Origin of the sequence: Methylobacterium sp. C1 (genome assembly GCF_001854385.1) — a bacterium.
Lineage (GTDB): Bacteria > Pseudomonadota > Alphaproteobacteria > Rhizobiales > Beijerinckiaceae > Methylobacterium > Methylobacterium radiotolerans.
Window position 1 is genome coordinate 5,424,503 of the sequence record NZ_CP017640.1, and the last position, 12,638, is coordinate 5,437,140.

Here is a 12,638-nt window from a genome sequence, read left to right on the forward strand (position 1 = left end):
TCTCACGTGTGAGTGATTCATGAACGTGGATTCGCTTCTCGACAGTCAAGGCCTTATCTGCACGGAGATAACCCATTATGCCTGTTATCTACCGAATGGAGTGGCGAATACCAACATAGATCAATGGCGCTCTTCGTGCCCGATCTTTCCGCCGCCCCGGGGCCGACCCGCGGGTCGCGGCGCGCGTTCCGCCGCCGCCCACCGACCGGCCAGCCGCGGGCTCTTCAGGAAGCGTTAACCCTGCCATGGTGACTGGCAGGGTCGCTCCGGCTTTGGGGGTAAGAAGCCGAACGACAGGCGGGCCGAGCCCTGCCCCTCCATGCTCGGCCCGCGCCCTCGCGCCGCGGCGACGCTCAGGCGTTGGCCGCGGTCCCGATCGGTGTGGTGATCGCGCCGCGCGCCCCGGGCGGGACGACGGCCTGCAGGACCCGGGCTGGCCCGGCCGCGTAGTCGGCCCGGTAGCTGCGCTCGAGAGTCATCAGGGTGCGCATCGGCGCCTCGGCCAGGTCGAGGAGGCGGGCGTCGCGCCAGCGAAGCTTGGTGAGGCCGGAGCGGCCGAACCACCGCGGCCTCTCCTCCTCGACGAGCAGGACCAGCTTGCCCGTCCACGTCTTGCGAAACCAGAACCGTCCCGTGAGCTTGGCCGCGCCGAACATGCAGCACCCCGCGTGAGAGCCCCTTCGGGCAACGCGGGTCAAGCTCGGCGGTTTCCACCGGGAGCCCGTCGCCCGGCACCGGACCGGCGCCGCGGCCATGCACCGGCGGCATGGGCGCGGTGACGGCCCGCGGCGCCGCGCGCCGTCCGTGTCCGAGATGGCGGCGGACCGGGCCCGCCGCGACTCAGCCGCAGGTGCGGTCGCCCAGATCGCGGCCGGCCAGGGTGGTGCCGGTCACGGTGCCGCCGGCGCGGTAGCGGTCGGCCAGGATCGCGAGCGGGCGGCCCGCCAGGGCCCCGACGAGGCCGGCGGCGGCCTTGACGAGGAAGTCGTCGAACCGGCCGTGGCGGGTGCCGGTGAGGGTCTGGCCGGCTTCCAAGCCGCCGGCCAGCACGACGGTGCCCGCCAGGATCCAGAGCCAGTGCCGCGGGTAGGCCACCGTCATGAGCAGCCCGGCCACCGCGTAGGCCGCGACGCGCTCGAAGCTGGGATCGGCCGTGACCACCGGGCGGAGGCCGATCGGCACCAGCGTGACCGCGGCGATCAGCGCCACCAGGATCCAGGCCGCGACCCGTATCAGGCCCTGCCACTGCGCGTTCCATCTCAGCATCGCGGAAACGTAACCTCACGGCGACGGCGGCCGCGTACACTGCTGGCGCGCCGCCGGACGTATCATAACAACGGCCGGGGACCGGAACATCTGATCATGCGTGGTACTCTGGTCGTCGCGACCCTCCTCGCCTTCGCGGCGATGCCGGCGGCCATCGCGGCCAACCCGGTCCGGGACGTGCTCTGGGTGGCGCTGCAGGGCTGCGTGCTCGCCAAAAAGGCCGCGGGCCGGAGCTTTCCCTGCCTCGCGGTCGACCTCGGCGACGCGGCGCGCCCGGGAACGGCGGTGCTGCGCGCGCCGGGCCAGCCCACCCACACGGTGGTGATGCCCACCGACAGCGTCTCGGGCATCGAGGCCTCCGTGCTCCAGGGGCCTCGGGGAGCGGCCTACTGGCGGGCGGCGCTCGCGGCCCGGCACTACGTGTCGGACGCGCTGCAGGGCCGTCTGCCCGCCTCTGCGGTCGGCCTGGAGGTCAATTCCGTGGGCGGCCGCAGCCAGGATCAGCTGCACATCCACCTCGACTGCATGCGCCGGAGCGTCGTGGCGGCCCTGAAGGCCCACGGCGACGCCGTCGGCGAGAGCTGGGCCCCGTTCCCGGTGCCGCTCGAGGAGGTGCCCTACGTCGCCATGCGGGTCCCGGCGGACGCGATGGCGGCGTTCAACCCGTTCGCCGCGCTGGCCCGCGTGCCCGGCTGGCAGGGCCGGCTGCACGACGCGAGCTTCGCGGCGGTGGAAGCCGATCCCGGGGATCCGCGGGGCGGGATGATTCTGCTGGCGTATCGGGAGCCGGAGGCCAGCGCCGAGTACCTGATGGATCACAGCTGCCGGATGGCCAAGCACGATCGGTCCGGCTGACCGGCGACCGCGCCGAGCCGCGACCACTGTTGCTGCTACGTTCTATCCCTCCGGGACGCGAATCGGGCATAGAGCGAGCATGCGCATGCCGGTGCTCAGCTTGTCCGCGATGCTCCTCCTGGCCACCGGACCTGCGGTTGCGGCGCCGGCCGCCGGAGCGACCGATCCGGCCGAGCTGGAGCGCGCCTGGCACCGCTGCCTGCGGGACGCCTCGGGGCATCAGCCGACCGGGCAGAGCCGCGCCGGCGACGAGCGCAACGCCCTCGACGAGTGCAAGACCCGCGAGGATGCCCTGGTGGCGGCCCTGATGTCCGGCTCGCGCCCGGCGGACGCGCGCACCGGCACGGTGTGGTCGCGGACCTGGGCGGCGTTCGTGGAACCGCTCACCGCGTGGTTCGGCGCGCTGCGGCGCTGAGCCCGCCGCGGCTCCGAGCGGACCCCTGAGCGGGGCGGTGCGGCGTCAGGCCCCGCCGATGCCGGTCGTCACCGTGCCGGTGCCTCGGCACTCGGAGCACTGCGCGTCGGCGACCTTGCCGGTGCCGCCGCAGGTCCGGCACAGGTTCTCGCCGGTGCCCGGCGTGCCGGGCGGGGCCTCGTCCCCGGGTTTGCGCGGATCCGCCTCGGCCATCGTCTGCCCTCTCCGGACGCCCTGTCCTGACCGGCAAACCGGGCCGGTCCGGCGCTGTTCCCGGTCGCGCGCGCCGGGCCGAGCGCGGTGCCATCCGCGGCGTCGCACCGCGCTCGGCCCGGCGAACCGCGGCCCGCTCGGGCCGTTGCCCGACCATGAGTGATCAGACCACCAAACCGCACGCGGATCCCGTCACCGAGGCGCGCCGGCGCGAGATGGCGACCGAGCATCTCCTGTTCGGGACGATGCGGTTCCTGGCGCGGCGGCACCCGGACTTGCTGGACGAGCTCGAGGGCAGCCTCGCCCACCTGTGGGATACGGTCGAGGGCGAGGCGCGGGACGATGAGGCCGTGCGCACCATCGCCCGGCGCATCCTCAAGGGGCTGCGGGCCGAGCAGTGATCGGCCCGGCCCGGCTCACCGCTGGGCGGCGTCGGTCACCTTGATGGTCGGGATCATCGCCACGGCCTGGGCGGTCACGCGGTCGAAGGTCTCCCCGGTCAGGCCGCGTTCCGTCGCGAGCTTCCGGATCCGCTCGGCGTGCTGCGAGAGGGTCAGGCCGTAATAGGTCTTCTCTGCCGCCTGTTCGACAGACTCGTTTGCCACGTGTTCACTCCTGTTCATGGTTGGTGAGGCGCGCTGATGTGGGCCAGGACGGCCGCGGCTTCAAGCCCCGGCCGCGGCCGCGGCGCCCCGGCCATGAACCGCGGTCATGACGCGGCCGTATCGACGTCCCGCCCTCGGCGCACCGACACCTCAGCGGCTGCAGCCGATGCAGATGCCGCGGGTGATCGCGTCGTTGCGCTCCTCGACGGCGTCGCGGCGCTCGATGCTGCCGGTCTCGTTCGGGCCGAGGGCGCCGGGATTCGGCACGGTCTGGCCGGTCGCGGCGGTGTGGGGCGCCTTGGCGGTGGTGGCGGGGCCGCCGCCGGTGCCCGTCTGGCTCACGGGATCGGCCCAGGCGGTGACGGAGGCCAGGGTCAGGGCGGCGGCCATGGCGAGAGTCGCGGATCTGCGCATGTGAAGCTCCCAGCGCTGCGTGCGTCGGTCTGTGCGAAACTGACGCACGCGCGCGCGAGAAGTTCCCGTCCGCCTCCGTCAGCCATCCGCGCGATCGCCGTCGCGGCGCGAGTCGTTCGGCGAGCGAATGCGGCGGCTCACCTTCGGGCGTAACGGCTAAGCCATTTTGAGAACTGTCTTCGCTTCCGAATTCGCGAATCGTGGTGCCGTAACATTCGGAGGCGTACGTCATGAACCCGACCGTCAAGGCCGTTCTGCTGAACGAGCGGGCCACCGTGCTCTCGGCCATCGCGGCGCGTCAGGGCACCGTCTCCGACCTCCTCGTGCAGATCAACGGCGTCGAGAACGACATCTGGCGCCTGCGCCACCGCCTCATCGACATCGAGGCCTACCTGATCGGGCACCGCGTCGAGCTGCCGGACTCCGCCGACGGGCAGGCCGAGGCCGCGGACGGGACGGAGACCCCGGTTCCGCACACCGCGCTGCCGCAGGCCGCGCCCCGCTCGGTCGAGGTGATCGGCCTGCCGACCTGCAAGCCGCTCGGCGATTTCGTTCGCCCGAAGACGTCCGCGCGGAAGGCCCAGCCGGCGGCCGCGTCCCGCCAAGTCGAGACCGCCTGAGGTCGCCCGGGGATCGCGCCCATGCACCGCATCCGCAACGGCCTGCGGCGGAGGTCCGTGCCGCCGGCGCCGGCCCTGCCCGAGAGCCTGACGCGCTTCGTGGCGCCCCCGGTTCCCGAGACCGGCTGGATCACCGCGCCGCTCCGGGACATCGGTCTGGCGCTGCTGGTCGGCCTCGTGGTCGCCCTCGTCGGCGGCCGGATCCTCGAAGCCTGGTAGCCGGTCCTGACTGCATCCCGGCCATGGCCTATGAGGATCTCTGAGGATCCCGAGGGGGTGGACGGATGGGCGACGGCAGCGGCGCGCCGAGCGCGAAGATCGCGGAGGTTCAGCGCCTCGCCACGGCGCTCGCGGCGCGGGTTCGCTACGCGCAGCTGGTGGGCCGGCCGGTCTACGAGGCGCAGATCTCGGCGCTGGTCGGCGCGGCGCGCCTGATGGACGAGGAGCGGGCACCCTGGCCGCCGATGGTGGAGGAGGTGCTGACCGAGCTCGCCCGCGCGATCGAGGGAGCCGATCCCGCCGAAGGCGGGGAGGGCGGGGAGGGCGGCGGGGCGGACGGTCCGGAAAAGGACTTCCCCGGAGAGCCTTGAACGCACCGCTGCCGTCGCCGCCCTTGTGCCGGTCATCACGCGATCGAGGCAGGGACGCGATGGAGCAGGACACGCCGGGCGACGATCGGACGGCCCGAACGATCGCCGAGAACGTCTACGCCGCCTACTGGCGCCAGGCCGCCGGCGCCGATCATCCGCAGATCGAGCAGACCTGCCTCGCGCGTCTCGCCGAGGCGATCCGGCCCGAGATCCCGGGCGGATCGCCGGGCGCGATCATCGAGGCTGCCAACGCCGTCCTCGACGCGCTGGAGCAGCAGAACCCGCGTCTCCGCGGGCCCCGGGTCAGCGCCCTGAACCGGGCGGACGGATCGGTCGCCATGGGCCGCGCCTGAGCCGGCCGGGACGGCCGCGATCCCGCCCTGCGCGGCCGCCGGTCCGTGGCTGGCCGACCGCGCGGTCCCGGCGGTGTTCCGGAGCGGTGCGGGGCCGGAACTTCGCCGCGAGGGGCTGATCGCGCGGCGCGACGCGGATGCCGGGAAGTGGTTCCTGGCGGCCGGGTTCGGCCCGATCGGGCCCGTCGCGCCGCCGCTGTCCGCGGACCTGCCGGCGGGGCCGGGCCCGGATCATGCGGCAGCGGATCGCCGCGGCCTGACGCCGACGGCGGCCATGCTCAGGACGGCGTCCCGAGCCAGCGGAGGGAGCGTCTCAGACGTGCCGCACCGTCCGCGGCGAACCAGAGGCCGTGCGCGAACACGACGCGTTCCGGCGCGAGGCCGACGAGATCCGCGGCCGCCCGCGCGGCGTCGCGCCGCCGGAGCCTGATCACGAGGCGCAGATAGGGCGGCGGCTCGCCGTGCGGCGTCATGCGGGCGAGCCGCAGGAACGGGCGCAGGAGCGCCGGCATCTTCGCGGGCTCCAGGTTGAGGACGAGGTCGGTCAGGATCAGGGTGCGGCTCGCGCCGTGGAAGAACGCGACCTCCCGGAACCCGAACCCGCCCGGCACGACGACCTGGCGCAGGTCCGCCGCCCAATCGGGCGGCGCCGCGTCCTCCAGGATCCGGTCGACGCGCAGGCCGGAGCGGCGGACCTGGCGACGCTCGCGCAGGTTCGGGGCTGCCCAGGTCAGAGCCTCCGGACACTGGGCCTGCCAGTCCTTCAGGTAGGTCCAGTGGGCGATGTTGGGCGCGACCAGATGGCGGATCGGTCCCAGCGCGGCGATCGCTCGGTGCAGGCCCGCGTCGAAGCGCGTGGGCGAGTGCAGCCAGAGCGCTCCGTCCGCGAGGCGGACGACGGTCATCCGGACGGGCAGGGGTATGCCGAGGGCGCGGAGCGGCCCGCTGTCGACGATCCAGACGCCGTCGGCCACCGGCTTGAGCACGTCGAGGGGCGGATAGGTCGCTTCGGGCAAGTCCCGCTCTCTTCCTCGGCCGCGGGCCGGCACGGCCCCGCACCTGTGCAACAGCGGAGCCGCGGCGGGTTTCCCGGATCGATCGCCGCAGGCCCGGTGCGCCTCACGCCCGCGCGCAGTCGGGCCCGACCGGCTCGAGCGGCGGAACCGGGACGGCGCGCAGCAGCGCGATCACGAGGCCGAGGATCGTCAGCACGTCGCAGGTCAATCCGAAGACCGAGCCGACCAGGAGATTGTGCCCGGCCCAGCACAGGGAGGCACCGAGGAAGAGTTGGCGCATCGTCTGCGGCGCCGCCTGGAGGCGCGCGCCGGTGGCGAGCAGCGAGCCCGTCGCCGCGCAGGCCGAGGGCCACCCGTTCCACGTGGCCGCCGTCAGGCACGCCGCCGCGAGGGTGCTCGCGGCGAAGACGGGCGGGACCCAGCCGCTCCGGCCGGGCGCGCCGACGCAGCGGAGGGAGACGAGGCTCTGCAGCACCGAGATGGCGCACATCGCCGTCCCGGTGAGCGCACCGAGCGTGAGGTAATGGGCACCGAAGCACGCCGCACAGGCCGCCGAGGCCGCGAGGATCCAGGTCCGCCGCGGCATCACCCCCGCAGTAAAACCCAGGATCAGGCCCAGGGAACCGAACAGATCGAGGTGCGTCGCGGCGGCGGCGGACCAGGAATACAGGTAAGATGCGGCGTTCATCGTGCGCGACCGGCCGGCGCGACGGCGCCGTTTCAGTCGATCGCGCTAGGATCGCGCGGTAATCGGATGGTTAACGCCGTCTCCGGCACGGATCACGACGCGGCGAGCGTGGCCGCGCTGCCGCACCGCGATCCCGCGCGCCCTGTGAGCGCCCCCGAGCATTCGGCCACCGGTCGATCGAGATCACCGTCGCCGCCACCCAAGTATTCAGTCGATTTCCTATCTATCAATTCGGGGATTAACATACATTAATCGCGGTATGGCTGTGTTCGATCGGGAACAATGCCCTCGGGCTCCGGTTTTCCGGGCATTCAAGTCGGGACGACACCTCGGCCGGTCGGGCGGGGGTGTGCGTGCGCGCCCGATCTCGGTGGTGTGAACCAACGCTCACATGCAGCTTCCCACGAATGACGAGCATCATCCCGTTGCCGCGCGGTTCCGGGACTTCATCCAGCATGCCCCGTTTCCCTGCGTCGGCGCCAAATCCGCCCTCTCGCGCGGTCAGATGAAGATCGTGGTCGCCCGCGACATCACCTCCGACCGGGACGATACCCGCATCTATCCGGCGCTGCTCGCCTTCATCTGTCGGTACCGCGCGCAGCCGAGCCTGTTCCAGAGCTTCGCGGTCCTGTTCGAGGGGCCGCGCACGCTCACGGAGGAGGCCTTCGAGGCGGCGCTGTGGCGGCGGGTCCAGTCGCTCTCCGACACCGACCAGCGCCTCGGTCAGGCCTACGATCCCCGCGTCGCCGCCGACCCGGACGATCCGCATTTCTCGCTGAGCCTCGGCGGCCAGGGGTTCTTCCTGGTCGGGCTGCATCCCGGGGCGAGCCGCCGGGCCCGGCGCTTCGAGACGCCCGCCCTGGTGTTCAACCTGCACGACCAGTTCGAGCGGCTGCGCGCGGCGGGCCGCTACGAGCGCCTGCGCACCGCGATCGTCGACCGCGACGCCGCCTGGACCGGGACGATCAATCCCATGCTCGCCCAGCACGGCGAGAGCTCGGCAGCCCGTCAGTTCAGCGGACGCGCCGTTCCCGACGACTGGGCCTGCCCGTTCCGCCGCGGGGAGGCGCCCCCGACCTGGGACGCCCAGCAGGTCGCCGCCGATCTCGCATCGGGCGCCTTCGTGGTGCGCCAGATGGACAGCTGAGGGCCGACCGATGACGCGTTCCGTTCCGACCGCCGTTCCGTTTCCCGAGGACGAGGAGGCGGTGCTGTCGCTCGGGCGCGCGCTGCGCGAGACCGGCTACAGCTTCACCACGGTGACGCCGGCCACCCACGCGCACGTCAACGCCCGGCCGCGCAACGCCGAGGCCCGGAGCCTGCGCGACGTGTTCGGCTGGAGCCGGCCGTTCCGCGCCGACCTGGTCCCGGAGCCGATCCTGCGCCTGATGCGGGCGGCCGGCGCCGTGATCGAGGACGGCCCGCTGCTGCGGCCGACGCTGCGCTTCTCCAGCCTCGACGGCGAGCTGTTCGCGCATTCCGCGTATCCCCCGAGCGCGGCCGACGCGGTGTTCTTCGGTCCCGACACGATGCGCTTCGCCGCGGCTGTGATCGCGCATCTCGAGGGGCGGTCGCGGCCGGTGCGCCGGGCGGTCGATATCGGCTGCGGCTCGGGCGCGGCCGGGATCTGCGTCGCCAAGAGGGCGCCGGGCGCGGAGGTGGTGCTCGTGGACATCAACCCGGCGGCCATGCGGGCGGCGCGCGTCAACGCCCGGCTCGCCGGGACCGACGGGGTCGACGTCCGCCGCAGCGACATGCTGCGCGACGTCGAGGGCCAGTTCGACCTCATCGTGTCGAACCCGCCCTTCATGATCGACACGGCGGAGCGGGCCTACCGGCACGGCGGCGGTCCCCTCGGGGCCGGGCTGTCGCTCGCGGTGGCCGAGCAGGCGGCCGGGCGGCTCGCGCCCGGCGGCAGCCTCGTGCTGTTCACCGGCGCGGCGATCGTCGACGGGGAGGACCCGTTCCGCGACGCCGTGGCCGACCTCTGCGGCCGGTCCGGACTGGACTGGACCTACCGCGAGTTCGACCCCGACGAGTACGGCGAGGAGCTGGCGACCGACGCCTACGACGCGGTCGAGCGGCTCGCCCTCGTGATCCTGACCGCCACGCGCCCGGCGACCCGGCCATGACCGACAGCTCGACCGACAGCTCGACCGACGCCTCGACCGACGCCTTCCTCCAGGACGCCCTCGCGGGCCTGACCGCCGAGCCGAAGACGCTGCCGGGAAAGTATCTCTGGGACGAGACCGGCTCGGACCTGTTCGACAGGATCTGCCACAGCGCCGATTACTACCCGACCGCGCAGGAGATGACCGTCCTGCCCCAGGCCGCCGCCGACGTGGCGCGCCGGGTGCCGCCGGGCGTGACGGTCGTGGAGTTCGGCAGCGGCGCGAGCCGCAAGATCCGCACGCTCCTCGACGCGCTGCCCGATCCGGCGGCCTACGTGGCGATCGACATCTCGGGGGCGTACCTGGAGGCCGCGATCCGGCGGCTGGCCGCCGATTACCCCGGCATCCCGATGATCCCGGTCTGCGCCGACTACTCGCAGCCGGTGCGGCTGCCGCGCGCGGCGGGGCCGGGCGGCATCCTGGGCTTCTATCCGGGGACGAGCATCGGCAACTTCGATCCGCGCGAGGCCCGGCTGTTCCTGGAGCGCGCGCGCGCGACGCTCGGGCCGAGCCTGTTCCTCGTCGGCGCGGACGGCACCGCCGACCCGGACCGCCTGCAGCGCGCCTACGGGCGCGCCGACGGCCTGATGGCCGCGTTCCACCGCAACATCCTGACGCGGCTGAACCGGGAACTCGGCGCCGACTTCGACCGCGACAATTTCCGGCACGCCGTCCGGATCTGCCCGGACCCGCTGCGGGTGGAGGCCCACCTCGTCGCGACGCGGCCCGCCACCTACCGGTTGGGCGACCGGACGATCGCGTTCGCGGCCGCCGAGAGCATCCGGACAGACATCTCGCACAAGTACCCGGCGGACGCCTTCCGGGCGCTCGCGGTCGAGAGCGGCTGGCAGCCCCGCGCCCTCTGGAAGGGCGAGGGCGGAGACTTCAACCTCCACCTGCTGCAGGCGGAGCCCTGACCCGGCTCGAAGCCCGCGTTCTGACGCGCGCGCCGAGCCGGCATCCGCCGCGGCGGCGAGCGCCCTAGACGGCCTCGATCGGCGCGTGCTTGCCGTCGTGGGCGGAGCCCGATTCCATGCTCCGCGTCTCGCCGGCCCGCCGCTGGTCCCGGGCCGGCGGCGGGTAATCGGTCAGCGGGCGCCAGGGGGCGGCCGGCGTACCGAGGCGCGCGCCGGACGGGCGCATCGACATCCAGATCGCGACGGCCATCCACGGGACGACGAAGAAGACGAAGGCGGCGAGCCCCACGGCGATCCTCCATAGAACGACGATTCCGGGAGAACGCCCGAACGCCGGCCCCGGATCCGACGCTACGGGGCCGGCCGATCCGCGGCCGCCCGGTCGGGGGCCGCGTCGCCGGCCGGCAGGACGAGGTTGCCCAGCGCCACCCGCACCGCCTCGGGCCCCTCGACCCCGCGCATCAGGGCGATCTCCCCGCGCTGCCCGTGGCGGATCGCCTGCGCCATGATCCGCAGGCGGAGATCGGACGCCTCGGCCATCGCGGCGTCGGCCATCCGGATGGCGCCGACGTGGTGGACGGTCATGAGCGCCACGAACTGCGCGTCGAAGGCCTTGCCGGGCATCCCGCGGAGCGCGTCGATCCGGCCGGGCTCCAGCATGCCCGGCATCGACGCTTCTTCCGCCGGCGCGCAGATCTGCGACGCGGCCCCGAACCAACTGCGCCACCACTGATCGAAGACCGCGTTCTCGCCGCTCTGGGCGGCGGCGATCAGGCGGGCGAGGGCCCGGAGATGCGCGTCCTGCGCGCGCTCGGCCCCGAGCCTCGCGAGGTCGATTCCCTGCCGGTGGTGCGCCATCATGCGCCGCATGTAAGCCTGGTCGAAGGCCGGGTCGCGGCCCATCCAGGCGATCTCCCGACCCTGCGCGCCGAGGAGCGCCAGCACCCCGAGGAACCCGCCGATCAGCAGCGTGGCGCCGCTCCAGCCGGCCGCGAACCGGCGATGCGGCGATGGGCGCCGCCCGGCGACGGCGTCCCGCAGGTACGGGAACAGCGGGTAGAGCGAGGCCGAGGTGGCGTGGACCAGGAAGCCGATCCAGTAGGGCTGCTCCAGGGGGAAGATCGGCTGCCGGAACGGCAGCAGGGGAACGAGCACGAGCCACTCGCTCGCCGAGGTGAGCAGCGCCCAGGCCGGCGCGACCAGCGCGAGCGTCCAGGGGCCGAGGCGGCCGGTCCAGCGCCCGAGCAGGCCGAAGAACACCACGGCCCAGGAGAAGTCCGCCCACTGGTGGAACAGGATGCCGGCGAGAATCACCGGACCGGACGGATCCACCTGGAGGGCGCCGTCGCGCAGGGGGATCGCGGCGACCACCATCCAGTCGACGGCGGCGTCCCGGCCGATCCGGGCCGCCGTGAGCTGGCTGAACAGCGTCGAGACGGTGCTGCTGAGCAGGCCGAGCAGCATGGCGGCGCGCCAGGTGATCCCGGCCTCGCCCGACCAGAGGCGTCGTAGGTTTCGGCGCACGCGCTGCCCCGCTCGTGATCGCAGTCGCCATACGGGGCCGGATGCGGGCGGGCGACAGCCTATGTTGGAAACGCCGCCTCTGTCGTGTCCGGGCGGGGCGCGCGGGACGATCGGGCCTGGAGCCCGGCGCGGTCAGAACCTACAAGGATGGGCCGCTCAGCCGGGCCTCCGGACCTGATCGGCGGCCCCGCCGGGCGCGACCCGCGCGACCCGGTCCGGACACCGTCGCGGCGACGCGCAGCCTGCTGGAGCGAGCAATGGCAGATCTTTCCGGAAAGACGGTCCTGGTCACGGCGGCGGGGCAGGGGATCGGGCGCGCCAGCGCGCTCGCCTTCGCCCGCGCCGGGGCGCGGGTCCACGCCACCGACATCAACGCCGACGCCCTCGCCGCGCTGCGCGCCGACACCCTCAGCACCGCGACCCTCGACGTGCTGGACGGGGACGCGGTCAGGGCCCTGGTCGCGCGCATCGGCGCGGTCGACATCCTGTTCAACTGCGCCGGCACCGTGCACGCCGGCACCATCCTGGAGATGCGCGACGACGAGCTCGACTTCGCCCTCGACCTCAACGTGAAGGCGATGATCCGCACGATCCGGGCTGTCCTGCCCGGGATGCTGGAGCGCCGGGACGGCGCCATCGTCAACATGGCCTCGGTCGCCTCCTCGGTGAAGGGCGTACCCAACCGCTGCGCCTACGGGGTGACGAAGGCGGCGGTGATCGGGCTGACCAAGGCGGTGGCCGCCGACTATGTCGGCCACAACATCCGCTGCAACGCGATCTGCCCCGGCACGGTGGAGAGCCCGTCGCTGCAGGAGCGCATCCGCCAGCAGGGCGACTACGAGCAGACCCGGGCGGCCTTCATCGCGCGCCAGCCGATCGGCCGGCTCGGCACGCCCGAGGAGATCGCCGACCTCGCCGTCTACCTCGCGGGCGCGACCTACACGACCGGCCAGGCCGTCGTGATCGACGGCGGCTGGACGATCTGACCGGG

20 protein-coding genes are annotated in these 12,638 nt (G+C 73.3%); 11 read left to right on the forward strand and 9 right to left on the reverse strand.

Annotated features, from left to right (window positions below; translation table 11 throughout):
- Positions 1-353: 353 nt before the first annotated feature.
- Both BKE41_RS25045 and BKE41_RS25050 read right to left on the reverse strand, forming a co-directional pair.
- Positions 354-656, reverse strand: a complete 303-nt coding sequence (locus BKE41_RS25045; protein WP_012321808.1) for a hypothetical protein — start codon at positions 654-656, stop codon at positions 354-356.
- Positions 657-840: 184 nt separating this feature from the next.
- Entirely contained in the window at positions 841-1,266 is a 426-nt protein-coding gene (locus tag BKE41_RS25050; protein WP_024828514.1) for a hypothetical protein, read from the reverse strand.
- Positions 1,267-1,362: 96 nt separating this feature from the next.
- Between BKE41_RS25050 and BKE41_RS25055 the strand changes: the two genes are divergently transcribed.
- Together BKE41_RS25055 and BKE41_RS25060 are read left to right on the forward strand one after the other, a co-directional pair.
- On the forward strand, positions 1,363-2,121 hold the full coding sequence (locus BKE41_RS25055; RefSeq protein ID WP_071000244.1) for a CDP-diacylglycerol diphosphatase: 759 nt from the start codon (positions 1,363-1,365) through the stop codon (positions 2,119-2,121).
- Between the two features lie 85 nt (positions 2,122-2,206).
- Positions 2,207-2,536 (forward strand): hypothetical protein, encoded by a 330-nt coding sequence (locus tag BKE41_RS25060; RefSeq protein ID WP_234741029.1) that lies wholly within the window; start codon positions 2,207-2,209, stop codon positions 2,534-2,536.
- Positions 2,537-2,581: 45 nt separating this feature from the next.
- Here BKE41_RS25060 and BKE41_RS31770 read toward each other — a convergent pair whose 3' ends face one another.
- Complete coding sequence (locus BKE41_RS31770; protein ID WP_164891345.1) at positions 2,582-2,749, reverse strand: hypothetical protein; 168 nt, start codon at positions 2,747-2,749, stop codon at positions 2,582-2,584.
- A 155-nt stretch (positions 2,750-2,904) separates the two neighbouring features.
- Here BKE41_RS31770 and BKE41_RS25065 point away from each other — a divergent pair, with 155 nt between their 5' ends.
- Entirely contained in the window at positions 2,905-3,150 is a 246-nt protein-coding gene (locus BKE41_RS25065; RefSeq protein ID WP_012321813.1) for a hypothetical protein, read from the forward strand.
- Between the two features lie 15 nt (positions 3,151-3,165).
- Here BKE41_RS25065 and BKE41_RS25070 read toward each other — a convergent pair whose 3' ends face one another.
- Together BKE41_RS25070 and BKE41_RS25075 are read right to left on the reverse strand one after the other, a co-directional pair.
- A complete protein-coding gene (locus BKE41_RS25070; RefSeq protein ID WP_012321814.1) occupies positions 3,166-3,354 on the reverse strand; it encodes a hypothetical protein in 189 nt (62 codons plus the stop codon).
- Positions 3,355-3,504: 150 nt separating this feature from the next.
- A complete protein-coding gene (locus tag BKE41_RS25075; RefSeq protein WP_071000245.1) occupies positions 3,505-3,768 on the reverse strand; it encodes a hypothetical protein in 264 nt (87 codons plus the stop codon).
- Between the two features lie 230 nt (positions 3,769-3,998).
- Here BKE41_RS25075 and BKE41_RS25080 point away from each other — a divergent pair, with 230 nt between their 5' ends.
- From BKE41_RS25080 to BKE41_RS25095, 4 genes are all read left to right on the forward strand, one after another.
- A complete protein-coding gene (locus tag BKE41_RS25080) occupies positions 3,999-4,388 on the forward strand; it encodes a hypothetical protein (protein WP_071000246.1) in 390 nt (129 codons plus the stop codon).
- A 21-nt stretch (positions 4,389-4,409) separates the two neighbouring features.
- Positions 4,410-4,607, forward strand: a complete 198-nt coding sequence (locus tag BKE41_RS25085; protein WP_012321817.1) for a hypothetical protein — start codon at positions 4,410-4,412, stop codon at positions 4,605-4,607.
- A 65-nt stretch (positions 4,608-4,672) separates the two neighbouring features.
- Positions 4,673-4,978, forward strand: coding sequence for a hypothetical protein (locus BKE41_RS25090; protein WP_071000247.1), 306 nt, complete (start codon positions 4,673-4,675; stop codon positions 4,976-4,978).
- Between the two features lie 59 nt (positions 4,979-5,037).
- Positions 5,038-5,331: a hypothetical protein gene (locus BKE41_RS25095; protein WP_071000248.1), complete on the forward strand. Its 294-nt coding sequence runs from the start codon at positions 5,038-5,040 to the stop codon at positions 5,329-5,331.
- Positions 5,332-5,609: 278 nt separating this feature from the next.
- Here the strand turns inward: BKE41_RS25095 and BKE41_RS25100 are convergent, their stop codons facing one another.
- Complete coding sequence (locus BKE41_RS25100; protein WP_071000249.1) at positions 5,610-6,347, reverse strand: DUF4336 domain-containing protein; 738 nt, start codon at positions 6,345-6,347, stop codon at positions 5,610-5,612.
- Positions 6,348-6,450: 103 nt separating this feature from the next.
- Complete coding sequence (locus BKE41_RS25105; protein WP_058607816.1) at positions 6,451-7,035, reverse strand: YgjV family protein; 585 nt, start codon at positions 7,033-7,035, stop codon at positions 6,451-6,453.
- A 391-nt stretch (positions 7,036-7,426) separates the two neighbouring features.
- On the opposite strand from BKE41_RS25105, the gene gntA reads away from it, so the two are divergent.
- From gntA to egtD, 3 genes are read left to right on the forward strand one after another with little or no spacing between them, the layout of a single operon-like run.
- Complete coding sequence (gene gntA / locus BKE41_RS25110; protein ID WP_024828508.1) at positions 7,427-8,182, forward strand: guanitoxin biosynthesis heme-dependent pre-guanitoxin N-hydroxylase GntA; 756 nt, start codon at positions 7,427-7,429, stop codon at positions 8,180-8,182.
- Between the two features lie 10 nt (positions 8,183-8,192).
- Positions 8,193-9,167 (forward strand): methyltransferase, encoded by a 975-nt coding sequence (locus tag BKE41_RS25115; protein WP_024828507.1) that lies wholly within the window; start codon positions 8,193-8,195, stop codon positions 9,165-9,167.
- Positions 9,164-10,123 (forward strand): L-histidine N(alpha)-methyltransferase, encoded by a 960-nt coding sequence (gene egtD / locus BKE41_RS25120; protein WP_053621863.1) that lies wholly within the window; start codon positions 9,164-9,166, stop codon positions 10,121-10,123. The genes BKE41_RS25115 and egtD overlap by 4 nt, the downstream gene beginning before the upstream one ends.
- A 64-nt stretch (positions 10,124-10,187) precedes the next feature.
- Here egtD and BKE41_RS25125 read toward each other — a convergent pair whose 3' ends face one another.
- Together BKE41_RS25125 and BKE41_RS25130 are read right to left on the reverse strand one after the other, a co-directional pair.
- Positions 10,188-10,412 (reverse strand): hypothetical protein, encoded by a 225-nt coding sequence (locus BKE41_RS25125; RefSeq protein WP_012321825.1) that lies wholly within the window; start codon positions 10,410-10,412, stop codon positions 10,188-10,190.
- A 62-nt stretch (positions 10,413-10,474) separates the two neighbouring features.
- On the reverse strand, positions 10,475-11,647 hold the full coding sequence (locus BKE41_RS25130; protein WP_245295838.1) for a DUF305 domain-containing protein: 1,173 nt from the start codon (positions 11,645-11,647) through the stop codon (positions 10,475-10,477).
- Positions 11,648-11,904: 257 nt separating this feature from the next.
- On the opposite strand from BKE41_RS25130, the gene BKE41_RS25135 reads away from it, so the two are divergent.
- Entirely contained in the window at positions 11,905-12,633 is a 729-nt protein-coding gene (locus BKE41_RS25135; protein ID WP_012321827.1) for an SDR family oxidoreductase, read from the forward strand.
- Positions 12,634-12,638: the final 5 nt, after the last annotated feature.